Source organism: Pontibacter kalidii (genome assembly GCF_026278245.1).
Lineage (GTDB): Bacteria > Bacteroidota > Bacteroidia > Cytophagales > Hymenobacteraceae > Pontibacter > Pontibacter kalidii.
Genome location: NZ_CP111079.1, coordinates 1,852,797 through 1,868,884 on the forward strand (window position 1 = coordinate 1,852,797; position 16,088 = coordinate 1,868,884).

A 16,088-nucleotide genomic window follows, 5' to 3' on the forward strand; every position below is an offset into this window, starting at 1 on the left:
TACTTTTTTATACCTGCTCCTTGTGCTCTATCAGCCACTGGTATATCCTGTCGGTGTCCTCTTTCCGGCAAAGCTCTGAGCCGGGTGTCATGGTGGCGGCGGTACCGGCTGCCACGCCGTAGCGGACCACATCCTCCAAACTTTTACCATGGAGTAGGCCGAGCACCATTCCGGCCACCATACTATCGCCGGCGCCCACGGCACTCTGCTGCGGCATGGTGGGCGGCACCACATACGTTATACCTTTAGGAGAAGCCAGCATGGCGCCGCGCGGCCCCAGCGACACCACCAGTACCTTGCACTTCCCCTCACCTAATACTTGCCTGGCAATCTCCTCCTGCTCCATGGCCGATATTTTCTCCCTGCCTGCCAATGCCGCCAGCTCACCCAGGTTTGGCTTCAGCAGGTACACGCCATCCCCTGCTGCCTTCATCAGCGCCGCTCCGGAGGTATCCACGATCAGCCTGAATTTCCTGCGGTGCGCCACCTCTGCCAGTTGCTCATAAAAATCATCCGGAACGCCCGGCGAGAGGCTGCCGCTGGCCACCACATACTTCGGGGTTTTCTCCTCCGGGAGCTTCTCCAGATCATCCAGGCACTGCCGCCACTCCTGCTCATATACCTCGGGGCCGGGCATGCCGAAGCGGTACTGGTTACCGGAATTATCCTCCATCACCATCAGGTTTTCGCGTGTCCAGTTTTTGGTTTGGATTGCCCTGAAGTCCACGCCTTCTTCCTCCAGCAAACCACAGATCCGCTCCCCTGAGGGGCCACCCACTAGCATCCACGCACAAGAACTGCCGTCCAGCTTCTTCAGCGCCCGCGACACGTTAATGCCGCCTCCGCCAGGCTCATAAACAGGAGTTTCGCAGCGAAGCTTTTTCTCGGGCAGCACCTGCGCCACATGCGTGCTTTTATCCAGGGCGGGGTTCATGGTGATGGTGATGATTTCGCTCATAAGTATAAAAGAAAGTATAAGTTGCTTACCTGGCTATGTTGAATTCGCGCTGCTCCCCCGTCCTGAAAGTATACACCTTACCCTGTACGCCTATCTGTACCTCCTTTGACCAGCTTCTGTCGAAGGAGATAAACATTTTATCTTGGGTAAGGCGGATGGTGATCCAATGGCTGCGGTACCTGACGTTGAAGTTGAGACAGCCAAGCTCGTCCGGCAGCACCGGGTCGAGCCACAGCACCTCGTCCCGGATCTCCAGCCCCATGAAACCGCGTTGCACCAGGTCTACTGTGCCGGCCATGGCACCCAGGTGTATTCCCTCAGCCGTGGTGCCTCCCTGTATGTCCTCCACGTCGCTTACCAGGGCAACCTGAAAACTATGCCAGGCTTTCGTACGGTCTGTACGGGCCAGCACCCACGAATGCACGATCTTACTCAGGGTGGAGCCATGGGAGGTGCGCTGCTCGTAATAGGCGATATTCTCCAGTATGTACGAAGGGGTGAAATCATACTGCAGCCGTTTAAAGATATCCATCAGTTCTTTGGAGGAGAACAGGTAAAACAGCATGAGCACATCGGCCTGCTTGCTGGCTTTATACTTGTTCACGTTGTCTCCCTCGCTCTCCAGGATGCGGTCCAGGCGCATGGCCTCTCCATACTTGGCGCGGTACTTGTCCCAGGGAAATTCTGACAGACGCTCATAGCCCTCAAACTGCGCGATAATGCCGCTATCCCCAATAAAGGGAATGTACATTTTGGCGGCAATGTCGCGCCACCGCTCTTTATCCGCTTCGGATATGCTTAGTTTCTCGCTCAGTTCCTCCACCCGTGCATCGTCCAGGATGTCGAACAGCTTCAGCGCTACCTGTATCACCCACACCGCCATCACATTCGTGTAGGCATTATTGTTCAAACCAGGTTCATCGGAGTCCGGGTACTCCGTATGGTACTCGTCGGGCCCCACTACATGGCGGATCTCATAGCGGCCGCGCCCGGTGTTGAACACGGCAATGGAAGACCAGAACTGGGCTATGTCGAAAATCAGCTCGCCGCCCACATAGGTCATAAATCCCATGTCACCGGTGGCCTGGTAATACTGCCATACATTGTAGGCCACGGCCGCGCTGATATGCCGCTGTAGGAAGGTGTTGTCGGGCAGCCAACGGCCCGACTGGGGATTTAGGTGGATAACCTGGCTCTCCTCCCGGCCGTTGCTGCCGCTCTGCCAGGGGAACATGGCGCCCCGGTAACCGGCTTGTGTGGCAGCATAGCGTGCCTCGGGCAGGCGGCGGAAGCGGTAGAGCAGCAGTTCGCGGGTAAGCTCGGGCAGGCGCAGGTTCAGGAAAGGGAAAATGAACAGCTCATCCCAGAAAATATGCCCCCTGTAGGCCTCTCCGTGCAGTCCACGGGCAGGCACGCCCACATCCAGCCCCACGGTATTGGCTGATACGGTCTGCAGCAGGTGGAAAATGTGCAGGCGCAAAATGCCCTGCGTTTTCTCGTTGCAGGAGAGCTCAAAGTCACATCGGTTCCAGAGCCGCTGCCAGGCCAGCGTATGCTTGTACAACAGGTGCTCGAAGACTCCCTGCCGGTCAATGTTCTTGCAGGCCTCCTGCAGGGGCTCTGTAATGGCCTGGTCCCGGGAGGTATGCACCTGCACCACTTTCTCAATCAACACCGGCTTGTTTTGCTCGCACCTCAATTTGAACTGCATCGCCACGTAGCCCTCCTCCAGCTGTACCTCGCGCTCCAAGTCCACCGGCGCTGCCTCCCGGTACACCCTCAGCCGGGCCGCCTGCGCCATTACCAGCCGGGATTGCACAGTCTCAACTTCCAGATATACGGTATCCTTGTTGTGACGCCCCTGCTGTATGGTCTTGAGGTGCTGGCTCTGCAGGGCGCTGTAGCGCTCCACACCGCTGTTCGTCACCCGTCCGTCCAGGGCAGCGACCACCTCCACCTCACCTGACCAGTTTAGCGGTGTGAGTTCCCACTGCAGTGCCGCCACATGCTTGTTGGCCATGCTTACAAAGCGCCTGCTCACCAGCGTTGTTTCCCGGCCTTTCTTATCACGGAAGTGTAGGTGGCGCAGCAACAGGCCCTGCTGCATGTCCAGTTCCTGCCGGAAACCGATTAACTCCACCTTCCTGATATCAAACCAGTCTTCCCCCAGGTGACGAAAGGTGAGGGGCAGCCAGTTGGGCCAGTTCACCAGGTCCTCGTTCTCAATTTTCTTGCCGGCAATTTCGGAGGTTAAACGGTTGTAGCCACCTGCCAAGTAAGTGCCCGGGTAGTGTGCCCCCCGCTCAGCAGAGGCTTCCTCAAAAGCGCCGCGCGTGGCCAGGTAGCCGTTCCCCAGCGTGCAGAGCGCCTCGCGAAGCAGTTGCTGCTCGGGTTTCCAGCTCTCGTAGGTCATCCTCCACTTCTGCATAATCTTACTCCTTTTTTAGTTCTTGGGCGAGGGCCTGCAGAAACTCCTGTACCTCTTCTACGCTCTCCAGCCTGTAAGCGGCGGCAGTCTGCTCGTCATGCTCTCCCACCAGTATACTCACGCCCTGGCCCTGGAGTGCGGCAAAGGCATCTTCATCTGTCAGATCATCACCAATGTATAGCGGGATGATGTCGGGTTTGTTCAGGTCAAGCTCCTCCAGCAACCAATGCACCGCTTTGCCCTTGTGCCAGTCCAGGTTAGGCTTGAGTTCAAGCACTTTTTTACCCGGCCCGGGCTTGAGCTCCTTATACTTTGAGAGGACATCGTTTGCCACCTCCAGCACCTGCGCTACCTGCCCCTCCGCCACGTTACGGTAATGCACGGCGATGGCATAGCGCTTCCGCTCCACCAGCGCCCCCTCCACATCCTTCAAACGCTCGTTGAGCGCCTTCTGCGCTTTGTCTAAGGCAGGGATGGCGGCGGCGGCCCCGCCCGGCTCGGTGTGCATGTTGTTGGGCCCCGAAATATCGAAGCCGTGGGAACCGGCATAGTATAGACTATCCAGCTGCACCAGTTGCTCCACGTTGGCGCGATCACGGCCGCTTACCACTGCCACCGGGCATACCTGCGCCAGCTGCTGCAGGGTGCTGCGCATACCTTCGGAAAGGATGGCCTTGTCAGGGTCTTTTACAATGGGGGCCAGGCAGCCGTCGTAGTCCAGGAAAACGGCCGGTGTCTTGCCATCTAGCAGCTCCTTTACTTTGTTCAAGGCTGACGGAAGATTTTTGCCGTCCTGTTTTTGTACCATGTTCGTGGTTTGGTTCTTCATTGTATGGGATGGTAATGTTTGTAGCACCACATCGGCGCCATGTTTGGATAACTCTTCCGCCTGGTTGGTTCTGTCAATGCCCACTACCAGGGCAAAACCTCCGGCCTTTCCTGCCTCCACGCCTGCCAGGGCATCCTCAAAAACGGCTGCCTGCTCCGGTTTCACCTGCAGCCGCCGTGCAGCCTCCAGAAAAATATCGGGGGCAGGCTTGCCCTTCAGCCCTAGTTCCGCCGACAGCACGCCATCCACCCGCACCTCGAACAGCGCCTCTAAAACAGCCGCCGCCAGTATGGCCTGGCAGTTTTTGCTGGCAGAGATAACGGCCGTACGGTAACCCCGTTGCCGCATCTCCTTTACAAAAGCGACGGTATCGGGATATACTTCCACCCCGCCCTGCTGCAGCAGATCGTGGAAGTATGCGTTCTTGAGGTTTCCCAGCCCTGCCACCGTCTCCTTGCCGGGTTCATCCACTGGGGTGCCTTCCGGCAGGGTTATACTGCGTGAGGAGAGGAAATTGCGCACCCCGTCGTAGCGCGGGATCCCGTCTATGTAGCGGCGGTAGTCGGTGGCTATATTTAGCGGCTCGTATACCTTGCCCTCCAGCTGCCCGCGCTGCTTAAGGTAGTCATCGAACATGCGCTTCCAGGCGTTGGCGTGCACCCGCGCCGTCCGGGTAATCACGCCATCGAGGTCGAAGATAAGGGCCTTTACTTGTTTGCTCTCCAACAGGTAGAACAGGTTTCGTGACGGCATACTTTAGGAATTACAGGATTAGCCTTTCAGGAAAATCATACTATAGTTTAGCCCTTTAAGTTATTACCATATTCTTATGCTAGCTGGCAGGTCTACAAAGCAAAAGCGCCTCCTTTTGTGAAAGAGGCGCTTTTATTGTAATTCACAGAAGTATACGTATACTTTAGGAGTCCAGTGAAGGGGCAACCTTCTCTTTCAGTTCAGCTGTAAAACCTTTGATGACGGTATCCGCTCCTTTAGATTCCAGCCTTTCCTGCACAAAGCTTCGGTCTACGCCCACTACCAATCCGAAACCTCCGGCTTTGGCACCTTCTACACCCCCGGCAGTATCTTCAAAAACAGCGGTCTGCTTCGGGTCAACGCCCAGCTGGCGGGCGGCCTCCAGGTAAATGTCCGGGGCGGGCTTGCTCTTCATCTTGAGTTCATTGGCCACCACCTTGTCGACACGCACTTCAAAAAGCCTGTCCAGACCGGCACGGCGAAGGATGGTCAGGCAGTTGCGGCTTCCTGAAACAATGGCCGTTTTCATGCCCTTCTGCTGCTGCTCTTTTACATATTTTACGGCATCATCAAACACTACGACGCCATTCTGCTTCAGCAGCTCATGAAAATAGTAGTCTTTGCGCTCGCCCAGACCCACAAGGGTGTTGGTTCCCACGCTGTCGTTTGGGTTGCCTTCCGGCAGGGTAATACCACGGGAGGCCATAAAGTTACGCATGGCATCTAGGCGGGGTACGTCGTGCACGTATGCCTGATAGTCCTCTTTGAGGTCGAACGGCTCGTAGGACTTGCCATCCTGCTCGCTGCGCTGGCGCAGGAACGAATCGCACAGCTTTTTCCAAGCCTCGGCATGTAGCCCGGCCGTGTTCGTGATCACGCCATCCATGTCCAGAATGAGGGCCTTGATATTTCGCTCTTGTATAAGGTTACTCAGATTACTCATAAGTATAGCTTTGCTTGATAGGTTTTCACTATTAGTTCTCAGGCAGCCGGCCGTCTGCGGCACTCGTAAAGACCAGTGTCGTCAGCCCGCATCATACTTCGGCTAACCAGCCAAAAGAGGCACAGCCGTTGTCAGAAGCCTCGGAAGGAACGCCGCTGCCAGCCCTTTCCCGGGTCATCAAATATAGGGACATACCCCCATAGTTACAGCATCTACGGCTATTAAATTGCATTAGTTCACCGTCTTTTTCTTGTGGTTATAACACCATTGCAGCACCCGGAAAAGTATAAATGCCGGGTATACTATATTTTATACGTTGCCAGCCCCATTGCAGCTTATTTTTTGCGGGTAAACCATTTATATGCCTCCGCGGCCCAAATTACGAGGCTGGAAAGCAGGATAATGGTCACCAGATCCAGCAAAGGCAATGCTTCAAAGCTGAAGACCCCGCTCAGAAAAGGGGTGTAGATCACGAGTAACTGCAACAACACGGATACGACAAAGGCCATGTTTACGTACCTGTTGCTGAACATCCCGATCTCGAAAACAGAGAACTCCAGGGAGCGCATGTTGAACGTGTTGAATACCTGTGTCATGGAGATGACGATGAAAACAGCGGTGCGGGCCAGCCCCTCGCCCTGCGGCAGGTAGTAGGAGAAAACGGCCAGCGTAAGCCCCAGCATGACGACGCTCATGAGCAGGATATAAGGCACGACGCTTCTGTCAAGGATGTGGGCGTTTCGAGGGACAGGCTTCCGCTTCATGATGTCGCCGTGGCCGCGCTCGGTGGCCAGGCCCAGTTCCATCACGCCATCGGTAACCAGGTTTACCCACAGGATTTGCGTGGCCGTGAGTGGGAAAGGCCAGCCCAGCAAGAGGGTGACAATGAATACCAGAGCAAAAGCGAAATTGGTGGTGAGGAGGAAAAAGCTCGTCTGCCGCACATTCTGAAACACGATACGCCCCTCGCGCACCGCACGCACAATGGTGGCAAAGTTATCATCCGAGAGCACGATCTGGGAAGCGTCCTTGGCTACATCAGTGCCGCGTATGCCCATGGCAATGCCCACATCGGCGCGTTTCAGCGCCGGGGCATCGTTTACGCCATCGCCGGTCATGGCAATTAAATGGCCTTTGCTTTGGAGGTTCTCCGCAATACGCAATTTGGTGTTGGGGCTCACGCGGGTAAATACCGAAACATGGTCTACCAGGTCCTCGAACACATACTCCGGCGACTCCAGCTCATCCTCCTGCAGGGCGAGGGGGAAACCTGTTTCCTTGGCGTCCGGCTCCAGGATGCCTACCTCGCGGGCAATAGCCGTCCCGGTGCGCTTGTGGTCACCGGTGACCATCATCACCCGGATGCCCGCTGACTTACAATCGGCCACGGCCTCCTGTACGCCACTGCGGGGCGGGTCAATAATGCCTGTAATGCCCACCCAGACCAGCTCCTGCACATCTTTACTGGTGGCATCATCAGCCATGTTATCCCCTTCGCGGTACGCCAGAGCCAGCACCCGCATGGCCTTGTCGGCCCACGCATCGTTCTTGTCCTGTATGCGCCGGCGCACCTCCTCTGTCAGTTGCTGCGGTCCCTCCTGGGTTAGGATGCGCGTGCTCAGGCGCAGGATCTTTTCCGGGGCGCCCACGACCAATAGCTGCCGCTGCCCATCTACCGCTGCCAGCGTAGCCCTGAACTTCTGCTCCGAGCTGAACGGCAGGTCATCGATTACGTGCGCCTGCGGCAGCTCCCGCCCCTGCCTGGCCTCCGCCTTTTTGGCCAGCACCAGCAGCGCCACCTCTGTCGGGTCGCCGGTAACATCCGGCTCCGGGCCATTCTCTTCCTCTCCTGCCTTTGCCTCTCCCAGGTGGGCATTGTTGCATACTTTGGCGATGAGCAGCAACTGCTGCAGCACCATAGATTCGGCTGGGTTTATACTTTCGCCGTCTCTTGTCAGCTCGCCTTCCGGCGCATAGCCAGTACCCGACACTTCCAGCTCAGTGCCATCACCTAAGTATACTTTGCCCACGGTAAGTATACTTTTGGTGAGCGTGCCGGTTTTGTCGGTAAGTATAACGGTTACAGAGCCGAGCATTTCGGTGGCGGAAAACTCGCGGGTAATGGCATTCTGGCTTGCCATGCGGCTGGCTCCAATCGCTAGCACGATGGTGATCACGGCCGGCAGGCCCTCCGGAATAGAGGCTACGAGCGTGGCCACGGTAATCAGCAGCACCTCCTCAAAGGGGTAATCCCGGAAGAAGTAACCAAGTATAAACACAATGGCGGAGGTAACAATGGCGATCACGGCCATTTGCTTGGCCAGGCGCTCCGTCTTTTTGCGGAAGTTTGTGGCTGTGGCCTTGATGGAGCCAAGGGAGTGGGAAATCTTACCCAGCTCCGTATCGCCGCCAATGCCGGTAACCACGGCGGTAGCAGACCCGCGGGCCACGTGGGTGCCTTTCCAGAGCATATTTACCCTATCGCCCAGGTTGGTTTTTTCGGGCAGCGGCTCCGTGTGTTTCTCTATGGGCAGCGACTCTCCCGTGAGGGAGGCTTCGATGGTCTGCAGGTTCTTGCCCCGCAGCAGGCGGGCGTCTGCGGGAATGCCGTCGCCCTCTTCCAGCGCGATCACATCGCCGGGCACCAGTTCCCGCGCCTCCACCGTTTGGGGCTTTCCTCTCCGCAGCACCTTCGCCTCCTGCTTCAGCATACTCTTCAGGGCCTGAATCGCCTTCTCTGCCCTATATTCCTGCACAAAGCCCAGCACAGCGTTAAACAGGATCACCCCCAGGATCACGTACACATCCACCATATGGTCTGCATACCAGGCCACGCCCGCTGCCAGCACGAGCACCAGGATCAGGAAATCCTTGAATTGGTTCAGGAAAAGAATAAAGGGGTTGATACCTTCCTTCCCTGTCAGCTCATTGGGTCCGTACGCCTGCTGCCGCTTTTTGGCTTCATCCTCAGATAGTCCGTCCGGGCTGGTCTGTAGTTTTTCCAGCGTTTCCTCGTTGCTGACGCTGTGATAAGCAAATTTCTGATCTATCGCCATTTTGCCGCCTTAGTGCATGGTGTTGCTGAAATAAGGTGTCAGAACAACCTTACGGAATGCCCTGGGTCCGCTCCTGTGGTGGCACATCCGGCCCCTGCTCCGGGCGCGTGGCGTGCGTGTCGCCGCCGGTTACGTAGTCTGCCGGCCCCGGTGGGATGGTTTTACCCTCATCTTCTTTTAGTATTCCCTTTTTCTTAACTGGCTTATGCTGGGCATCTTCTTTTCTCTCTTCCATAACTTCTTTTAAAGTATAAATTGATCTATACCTATCCTGATCACCGGATAAATAAGAGGTATCTTTCTTTACTTTTCTTCGTCCCTGAAACATCTTACAGACACCTCCTTACCTACGTAGCAGGTGCCAAATTGATATTATCGCCCTCAGCACTGGCTACCAGCGGGCACAATGCAATTATTTTCTAACTTTGAGACGGCAACTCTTAACCTGCCAGCCTTCATACGTAAAAACTAACTGGCCGAAACCCGGTATACCAAATTGAAGTAAGGGAGCCCGGGAGCCGAAACAACTCTGAAAAAACATACTATGCTGAAAAACTACCCTCCGACCAAAACCGAAGCCTGGAAACACCTCGAGGAGCACTTTAAAACGGTACAACCACAACACCTGCGCGATCTTTTTGCACAAGATGCTGATCGTTTCAACAAGTTGACCTTCCGCCTGAACGACACCATTTACGACCTTTCCAAGAACCGCATCACCCACGATACACTGCAGCTGCTGGTGCAGTTGGCCAAGGAGATGGACGTGCCCGGTGCGATAGAAAGCATGTTTGGCGGCGAGAAGATCAACGCGACCGAAAACCGCGCCGTACTGCACACCGCCCTTCGAAATTTCTCTGACGAACGCCTGGAGGTGGAGGGCGAGAATGCCCTGCAGGAAGTACGCCAGGTGCAGGAGCAGATGCGCAACTTCTGTAACAAACTGCACGCCGGCGAGTGGACCGGCTATACAGGCAAGCGCATCCAAAGCATTGTGAACATCGGCATCGGCGGCTCTGACTTGGGCCCTAAGATGGTAGTGGAAGCCCTGAAGAATTACCAGAAGCCGGACCTGGAAGTATACTTTATTTCCAATGTGGACGGCACAGACGCCGCCGAAGTGCTGCGCCGCCTGGACCCCGAAACCACGCTGTTCATCATCGCCTCCAAGACCTATACCACCAAGGAAACCATCACCAATGCCGAGACGGCACGCGGCTGGTTCCTGAACAAGGCCGTGGACCGCGAGCACATCAAGAAGCATTTTGTGGCGCTCTCTACCAACATTGAGGCCGTTACGCAATTCGGTATCGCTGAGGAAAACGCTTTCCGTTTCTGGGATTGGGTAGGCGGACGTTTCTCTCTCTGGTCAGCTATTGGTTTGTCTGTGGCCTGCGCGTTAGGCTATGACAAATTTGAAGAACTGCTGCGTGGTGCGGAGTCGATGGACAAGCACTTCCGCCAGGAGCCTTTAGAGAAAAATATTCCGGTGCTGATGGCGCTGCTGAGCATCTGGTACACCAACTTCTTCGGCTGCCAGACACACGCCATCCTTCCTTACGACCATTACCTGCGCCTGTTGCCCGAATACCTGCAGCAACTGCTGATGGAGAGCAACGGCAAGAGCACCGACCGCAACGGCAACCGCGTGGATTACCAGACGCAACCCGTGGTGTGGGGGGCGGCTGGAACCAACAGCCAGCACTCCTTCTTCCAGCTTATCCACCAGGGAACTATACTGATACCCTGCGATTTTATAGCTCCGGCTGAAAGCCATAATCCCATTGGTAACCACCACCCGCTGCTGCTCTCTAACTTCTTTGCACAAACCGAGGCCCTGATGAAAGGCAAAAACGCCGACGAAGTGCGCCAGGAGCTGACGCAGAAAGGCATGTCAGGACAGGAGCTGGAGCAATTGCTGCCACATAAATTGTTTGAGGGCAACAAGCCTACTACTTCCATCATGATGCAGAAGCTCACCCCGTTTGAGCTGGGAAGCCTGGTAGCCATGTATGAGCACAAAACGTTTGTGCAGGGCGTGATCTGGAACATCTACAGCTTCGACCAGTGGGGCGTGGAGTTGGGCAAGCAACTCGCTGGCACGATAGAGGGCGAGCTGCTACAAGGCAAATCCTCCTCCCACGACAGTTCTACCAGCGGCCTGATAGCGTACTATACCGATCATAAGTAAAATCAATCGTTAAAAGTGAAGGGTTAAGAGTCAAGTGTTGCTGCAGCAGGTTCTTGTCTATCTAAAAATATCAATGCTATACTTTTAACGCTTACCTATAACACATGAAGCGAGTGGCGATGGTGCTGTTTTGTAGCTTGCTATTGAGCGGCTGCGCAAACGAGGATTTTTTCCAGCACGATGCCCTGGCTACCGCAGAAGAACAGAACGGGAAAGCCGCTGCCGGATCAGATAGCGCCTGGGTAATCCTGGGGCGCCACTACGACCGCAGCGGCTTTCACCGTTATTTCTGGGGGAACCACCACCGCCAACTCTGGGCCACACCCGTGAAGCTGCCCATCTTCAGGCTCGACTCCCTAAACGGGGGAATGGAGATTGTGAAGAAAGGCGGTGGCTACCAGACCACTAGTTTTCAGCTACGCGACAAACAAGGCAGGCTTTACGCCTTCCGCTCCATCGACAAAGACCCCAAGGAGGTTGTAAGCAAGTTCTGGCAAGACACTTTTGTGACCAACATTCTCCGGGACCAGACTTCGGCAGCCAACCCTTTTGGAGCGCTGGTAATACCGCGGCTGGCCGAAGCTGTGGGCGTATATCATGCCAGCCCGAAGCTATACTATGTCGCCGCTGATGATACCCTGTTCGGCGAGTTTAGCCAGCAGGTGCAGGGAAAGGTGTTTATGCTGGAGGAGAAGTATGAAACGCCTGCCGATATCACCCCTGCCTTTGCCGCTGATATAATTGATTTTGAAGATTCGGACGATGCGCTGCGGAAGCGTTTTGCCAGCAACGTCTATCACTTCAACCAGGAGGCATTTGCGCGCGCACGCCTGCTCGACCTGCTCATAGGCGACTGGGACCGCCATAAAGGGCAATGGGACTGGGCCGTGGCCACACAGGGCAAAGACACCATTTTCTACCCCATCCCCAAAGACCGCGACCAGGTGTTTCTGAAGATGGGCGACGGCCTGATTCCCTCCATCGCCACAAGCAAACTGCTGGCGCGCAAGCTTCATACGTTTGACGATGATTTCAGCGATGTGAAAGCGTATATGATCAACGCTGCCTTTGTGGATGAGCGCCTGCTGCACGAGCTGAGCCTGGAGGATTGGCAACGAATAGCCCAAGACATGCAGCGACAGCTGACAGATGAGGTGATTAGGGAGGCGGTGCAGCAGCTGCCACCACCGGTTTATACTTTAGTAGGTGCCGAAATTAGCCGGAACCTGAAAAGCCGCCGCGCCCTGCTGCCGAAAGCCGCCGCGAAGGTTTATGCTATCCTTGCTAAAAAGGTAACGATACCTGGCTCAGATGAAGAGGAGCACTTTGAGGTGAGACGGCTGGACAACGAGCATTTGGAAGTAGTGGTGACGCGCCCTACGAATACTGGCATGCCTGCCAAACAACTTTATAGGCGCGTCTTTCAGCGGGGCCAAACAGAGGAAATTATACTTCACGGACTGGCCGGAGACGATACCTTTATACTTTCAGGCGAGGTGCGGGAAAGTATACTTGTAAGGATCTACGGTGGCCTGGGCGAGGACGAAATATCAGACAACTCTTCCGTTAGCGGCTGGAAAAAGTACACGCACGTTTATGACACGGAGCGCGGCAATGAAATTAGCTTTGGCCCGGAAACAAAAGACAGGACCACTGATGATGTGCGGGTACACGCCTATGACCGCGAAGGGAACTGATACATTTATCAGTTAACAATAATCATTTATCAGGCATCTGCAACAGGTATATCCGCAGTTGCAACACATCCAAAAATGATAAATGGTAATTGATAAAGGACTACCTCCCCTTTGCCCGTTTCACCAGGTAGGAATACAGCACTTTATCGAAAGGCTCGCTGATATCTACGGGTACAAAATCGATTTTATACTGCCCGCACTTAAGGCTTAGGTCTCTTTTATACTTTTCTACCGCGGTGCGGTAATGCTCGCGCACCTGAGAAGGCTGCAGCTTGAGCTCCTGCCCTGTCTCTACATCCACAAAAACATAGGGCCGCTCAGCAAAATCAAACTCCTCCTCGGTTTTGCGGTCCATCACATGGAAAAGGAGCACCTCGTGGTTCTGGTGTTTCAGGTGCTGCAGTGCAGCGAAAATAGCGTCCATGTCCTCCACGCGGCTCAGCATATCACTAAAAATAACCACCAGCGAGCGTTTGGGGATCTGCTGCGCGATCTGGTGCACCACCTCAGCCACGTTGGTATCCTTGGCTGTGGGCTTCTGCTCCAGTTGCTGCTGCAGCAGCAAAAGCAACGCATGGAGATGGGAGGCGGTGGAGCGGACCGGTGTTTGGTGCTCGATCTTATCAGAGAAGGTTACCAGCCCCACGGCATCGCGCTGCTTGCGCAAAAGGGTGGCAAGGGCGGCGGCACAGAGGGCGGAGAAAGTGAGCTTGCCGTTATCTTCCAGCGGGTAGTACATAGAGGGCGACACATCCAGCAGGATATGGCAGCGCAGGTTGGTTTCCTCCTCGTAGCGCTTTATGAAAAGCTTGTCGGTGCGGGCAAAAACCTTCCAGTCGATGTGGCGGGTGCTTTCGCCGTTGTTGTAGAGGCGGTGCTCGGAGAACTCCACCGAAAAACCGTGGTACGGCGACTGGTGCAGCCCGGTGATAAAACCCTCCACCAGCTGCTTGGCCAGAAACTCCATGTTCTCGAATTTCTGCACATCGGCAAGGGAAAGGGGCTTTTTCATGAATTACTGCTTTGGCTGGGCTTCTGACTCTGAAACGGCTAAAGAGGATTCTTGTTGTGCCTCCTCCCCGATGAGTTCTTTTAAACTTACGGCTACCGTTCCGTCGCGCACCATGTCCAGTTGGGTGGCGGCTGCCCTGGAGAGGTCAATGACGCGGTGGCGGCTGGCGGCCATGCGGTCGTTGATGCGTACTACTACGGTTTTGCCGTTCTTCAGGTTGGTCACTTCCACGCTGGTGTTAAACGGGAGCGTGGCGTGGGCAGCTGTCATCAGGGTTTTGTCGTAACGCTCGCCATTGGCAGTGCGCTGGCCGTGGAATCGGTCGGCATAATAGGTTGCCTTTCCGTCTGCCGTGTACTCCAATGGCCCTGATGAGAGCGAAAGCAGGAAGATCAATACTACTGAATATAGATTCATAGTATTATATAGTTGGTCCGGCTACAAATATAGAATTAAAATATTTTAGGCAAATTTTAAATTTGAATACTTTTATATATCAGAACTATATATTACTTTTAGGTTCTCAAGGTTGAATTTAACGTCTAATTAACGGTGGAAGAGAACAACGAAAAAGCAGAAATTTATTCCCAGAGAGTAAGAGCCGGGAAGAGAACGTATTTCTTTGATGTGAAGTCAACTCGATCTAACGACTTCTACGTGACCATCACGGAGAGTAAGCGCAAGTTCAAGGAAGACAGCTTCTCTTACGAGAAACACAAAATCTTCCTCTACAAAGAGGATTTTCTGAAATTCATGGACGCGCTGCAGGAAACGATAGACCACGTTAAATCCGAACTCTTGACAGAAGAGGCCCTGGCCGCACTGGAGAACCCGGTGAAAGAAGGCGAAGAGGCTCCTTTTGACGAAGAACTGAAGTGGGAATAAACCTACCCGCTGAATCATAAAGCATACCTGAAGCCCGCTGCTCTGCTGCGGGCTTTTTGTTTTTACCACTTGCTGTGCCGCTGCCCTCATTTAAGCCCACAAGGCACAGAATGCTGGCTAATTTGTTGTATATTTGCGGCTCGAAAATAAAGACTAAAGTATAAATGGGACTACGATGCGGTATTGTGGGCCTGCCAAATGTTGGCAAGTCTACCCTGTTCAACGCTATTTCTAACGCCAAGGCAGAGTCTGCCAACTATCCTTTCTGTACCATCGAGCCAAACGTGGGCGTGATCACGGTGCCGGACGAGCGCCTGCAGATATTGGAGGAGCTGGTACACCCGGAGCGCGTGCTGCCAACGGTAATTGAGTTTGTAGACATTGCCGGCCTGGTGAAAGGAGCCAGCAAAGGCGAAGGCCTGGGCAATAAATTCCTGGCCAACATCCGCGAGGTAGACGCCATCATACACGTGGTGCGTTGCTTTGAGGATGAGAACATCGTGCACGTGGACGGCAAGGTAAACCCGATCGCCGACAAGGAGATCATCGACACAGAACTACAGCTGAAAGATCTGGAGTCGGTTGACAAGAAGATCCTGAAGGTGGTGCGCTCTGCTAAGTCTGGTGATGCCAAGGCAAAGAAAGAGCTGGCCAGCCTGGAGAAGTATAAAACACAGCTGGAGGCCGGCCTGAACGCCCGCAGCCTGGATGTGAACGAGGATGACCTGGAGGCGGTGGAAGACCTGAAGCTGCTGACCGCCAAGCCTGTGATTTATGCCGCCAACGTGGATGAGAACTCTATGATTGAAGGCAACCAGTATTCTAAGGCTCTGGCCGAGCACGTAAAAGACGAAAACGCACAGGTAGTGTTGATCTCCGCCTCTATCGAAGCCCAGATCGCCGAACTGACCGATGAAGAGGAGAAGGAGATGTTCCTTTCTGAGTATGGTCTGAAGGAATCCGGACTGAACAAGCTGATCCGCGCCTCTTACGACCTGCTGAACCTGATTACCTACTTTACCGCCGGCGTAAAAGAAGTACGCGCCTGGACGATTGAGAAAGGCTGGAAAGCACCGCAGGCGGCCGGCGTGATCCACTCTGATTTCGAGAAAGGCTTTATCCGCGCCGAGGTGATTAAGCTAAAGGATTACCAGGAGTACAAGACAGAAGCTAAGATCAAGGAAGCCGGTAAAATGGCTGTGGAAGGTAAAGAATACGTGGTACAGGACGGCGACATCATGCACTTCCGCTTTAACGTGTAGTTGCTCGATAAAGTAATCTATGTATTATATAAAAAGAGGCCAGCTGTTAACTGGCCTCTTTTGTTTTTATAGTA

Annotated in this window: 12 protein-coding genes; 4 read left to right on the plus strand and 8 right to left on the minus strand. The window is 54.5% G+C overall.

The annotated features are described in order from the left end of the window. Positions 1 to 7: 7 nt before the first annotated feature. The 6 genes from OH144_RS07930 to OH144_RS07955 all read right to left on the minus strand — a co-directional run bounded on the left by OH144_RS07930 (position 8) and on the right by OH144_RS07955 (position 9,202). On the minus strand, positions 8 to 958 hold the full coding sequence (locus tag OH144_RS07930; protein WP_266205761.1) for a 1-phosphofructokinase family hexose kinase: 951 nt from the start codon (positions 956 to 958) through the stop codon (positions 8 to 10). Positions 959 to 983: 25 nt separating this feature from the next. After that, positions 984 to 3,386, minus strand: a complete 2,403-nt coding sequence (locus tag OH144_RS07935; RefSeq protein WP_266205762.1) for a glycoside hydrolase family 65 protein — start codon at positions 3,384 to 3,386, stop codon at positions 984 to 986. A 4-nt stretch (positions 3,387 to 3,390) separates the two neighbouring features. Next, a complete protein-coding gene (gene otsB, locus OH144_RS07940; protein ID WP_266205763.1) occupies positions 3,391 to 4,968 on the minus strand; it encodes a trehalose-phosphatase in 1,578 nt (525 codons plus the stop codon). A 163-nt stretch (positions 4,969 to 5,131) separates the two neighbouring features. After that, positions 5,132 to 5,911, minus strand: coding sequence for an HAD family hydrolase (locus OH144_RS07945; RefSeq protein ID WP_266205764.1), 780 nt, complete (start codon positions 5,909 to 5,911; stop codon positions 5,132 to 5,134). A gap of 335 nt (positions 5,912 to 6,246) precedes the next feature. After that, positions 6,247 to 8,967 carry a cation-translocating P-type ATPase gene (locus OH144_RS07950; protein WP_266205765.1) on the minus strand — a complete coding sequence of 907 codons (2,721 nt, stop codon included), beginning with the start codon at positions 8,965 to 8,967 and terminating at the stop codon, positions 6,247 to 6,249. Positions 8,968 to 9,016: 49 nt separating this feature from the next. Next, the gene (locus OH144_RS07955; protein WP_266205766.1) at positions 9,017 to 9,202 is read right to left on the minus strand and encodes a hypothetical protein; all 186 of its coding nucleotides are present in this window, start codon (positions 9,200 to 9,202) and stop codon (positions 9,017 to 9,019) included. Positions 9,203 to 9,511: 309 nt separating this feature from the next. Between OH144_RS07955 and pgi the strand changes: the two genes are divergently transcribed. Both pgi and OH144_RS07965 read left to right on the plus strand, forming a co-directional pair. Further along, complete coding sequence (gene pgi / locus OH144_RS07960) at positions 9,512 to 11,158, plus strand: glucose-6-phosphate isomerase (RefSeq protein ID WP_266205767.1); 1,647 nt, start codon at positions 9,512 to 9,514, stop codon at positions 11,156 to 11,158. A gap of 104 nt (positions 11,159 to 11,262) precedes the next feature. Continuing rightward, positions 11,263 to 12,855 (plus strand): hypothetical protein, encoded by a 1,593-nt coding sequence (locus OH144_RS07965; protein ID WP_266205768.1) that lies wholly within the window; start codon positions 11,263 to 11,265, stop codon positions 12,853 to 12,855. A gap of 100 nt (positions 12,856 to 12,955) precedes the next feature. Here the strand turns inward: OH144_RS07965 and OH144_RS07970 are convergent, their stop codons facing one another. After that, entirely contained in the window at positions 12,956 to 13,867 is a 912-nt protein-coding gene (locus OH144_RS07970; protein WP_266205769.1) for a DUF58 domain-containing protein, read from the minus strand. 3 nt (positions 13,868 to 13,870) lie between these two features. After that, the gene (locus OH144_RS07975) at positions 13,871 to 14,284 is read right to left on the minus strand and encodes a septal ring lytic transglycosylase RlpA family protein (protein WP_323134784.1); all 414 of its coding nucleotides are present in this window, start codon (positions 14,282 to 14,284) and stop codon (positions 13,871 to 13,873) included. 135 nt (positions 14,285 to 14,419) lie between these two features. Between OH144_RS07975 and OH144_RS07980 the strand changes: the two genes are divergently transcribed. Together OH144_RS07980 and ychF are read left to right on the plus strand one after the other, a co-directional pair. Then, positions 14,420 to 14,752, plus strand: coding sequence for a DUF3276 family protein (locus tag OH144_RS07980; protein WP_073850776.1), 333 nt, complete (start codon positions 14,420 to 14,422; stop codon positions 14,750 to 14,752). Positions 14,753 to 14,916: 164 nt separating this feature from the next. Continuing rightward, positions 14,917 to 16,014 (plus strand): redox-regulated ATPase YchF, encoded by a 1,098-nt coding sequence (gene ychF, locus OH144_RS07985; RefSeq protein WP_266205770.1) that lies wholly within the window; start codon positions 14,917 to 14,919, stop codon positions 16,012 to 16,014. The last annotated feature ends 74 nt before the right edge of the window (positions 16,015 to 16,088 follow it).

What these genes read in the sequence shown, in the direction of transcription:
- OH144_RS07930 (WP_266205761.1), bottom strand. Translation starts at nt 958, where the DNA reads ATGAGCGAAATCATCACCATCACCATGAACCCCGCCCTGGATAAAAGC.
- OH144_RS07935 (WP_266205762.1), bottom strand. Translation starts at nt 3,386, where the DNA reads ATGCAGAAGTGGAGGATGACCTACGAGAGCTGGAAACCCGAGCAGCAA.
- otsB (WP_266205763.1), bottom strand. Translation starts at nt 4,968, where the DNA reads ATGCCGTCACGAAACCTGTTCTACCTGTTGGAGAGCAAACAAGTAAAG.
- OH144_RS07945 (WP_266205764.1), bottom strand. Translation starts at nt 5,911, where the DNA reads ATGAGTAATCTGAGTAACCTTATACAAGAGCGAAATATCAAGGCCCTC.
- OH144_RS07950 (WP_266205765.1), bottom strand. Translation starts at nt 8,967, where the DNA reads ATGGCGATAGATCAGAAATTTGCTTATCACAGCGTCAGCAACGAGGAA.
- OH144_RS07955 (WP_266205766.1), bottom strand. Translation starts at nt 9,202, where the DNA reads ATGGAAGAGAGAAAAGAAGATGCCCAGCATAAGCCAGTTAAGAAAAAG.
- pgi (WP_266205767.1), top strand. Translation starts at nt 9,512, where the DNA reads ATGCTGAAAAACTACCCTCCGACCAAAACCGAAGCCTGGAAACACCTC.
- OH144_RS07965 (WP_266205768.1), top strand. Translation starts at nt 11,263, where the DNA reads ATGAAGCGAGTGGCGATGGTGCTGTTTTGTAGCTTGCTATTGAGCGGC.
- OH144_RS07970 (WP_266205769.1), bottom strand. Translation starts at nt 13,867, where the DNA reads ATGAAAAAGCCCCTTTCCCTTGCCGATGTGCAGAAATTCGAGAACATG.
- OH144_RS07975 (WP_323134784.1), bottom strand. Translation starts at nt 14,284, where the DNA reads ATGAATCTATATTCAGTAGTATTGATCTTCCTGCTTTCGCTCTCATCA.
- ychF (WP_266205770.1), top strand. Translation starts at nt 14,917, where the DNA reads ATGGGACTACGATGCGGTATTGTGGGCCTGCCAAATGTTGGCAAGTCT.